Below are 411 nucleotides of genomic sequence, written 5' to 3'. Positions count from 1 at the left end.
CATCGCGGCCGTGCGCACCGCCGTCCTCGGGTGCGGGGAGCGGCTGGAGCTGCTCGTCCAGCGGTGGCCCGACGGCCGGTTCGCCCCGGAGCGGATCGCCGAGGCCTGGATGGGCCGGGACGACCTCAGCCATCCGATGATCTCCGACGGCCCGGGGCGGCGTGCCGCCCTGGTACCGCTGGGCCCTGGCGGCCCGGCCCCGCTGATGGCCGGTCAGCTGCCCGATCCCGACGGTGTCCTGCGGGCCCGCTGGCGCACCGACAGCACACGGGCCGACCGGGTCCGGTCCCTGCTGGGCGCCGTCCGGGAAGGAGACCTCGTCACGGGGACGGTGGTGAGCGGACTGGACGACATCGGCGTGCACGTGGACCTGGAGCTGGGCGACGGCCCCGAGGGACTGGGACGCGGGCT

General features: G+C 76.4%; 1 pseudogene. It reads left to right on the top strand.

Features of this window, described 5'->3' with window-relative positions:
- A pseudogene (locus ACLWS4_RS37615) lies at positions 1–411 on the top strand (hypothetical protein); the annotation flags it as partial.

This window comes from Kitasatospora sp. SC0581 (genome assembly GCF_048159585.1).
GTDB lineage: Bacteria > Actinomycetota > Actinomycetes > Streptomycetales > Streptomycetaceae > Kitasatospora.
This window is presented reverse-complemented; position numbering and strand designations above follow the sequence as displayed.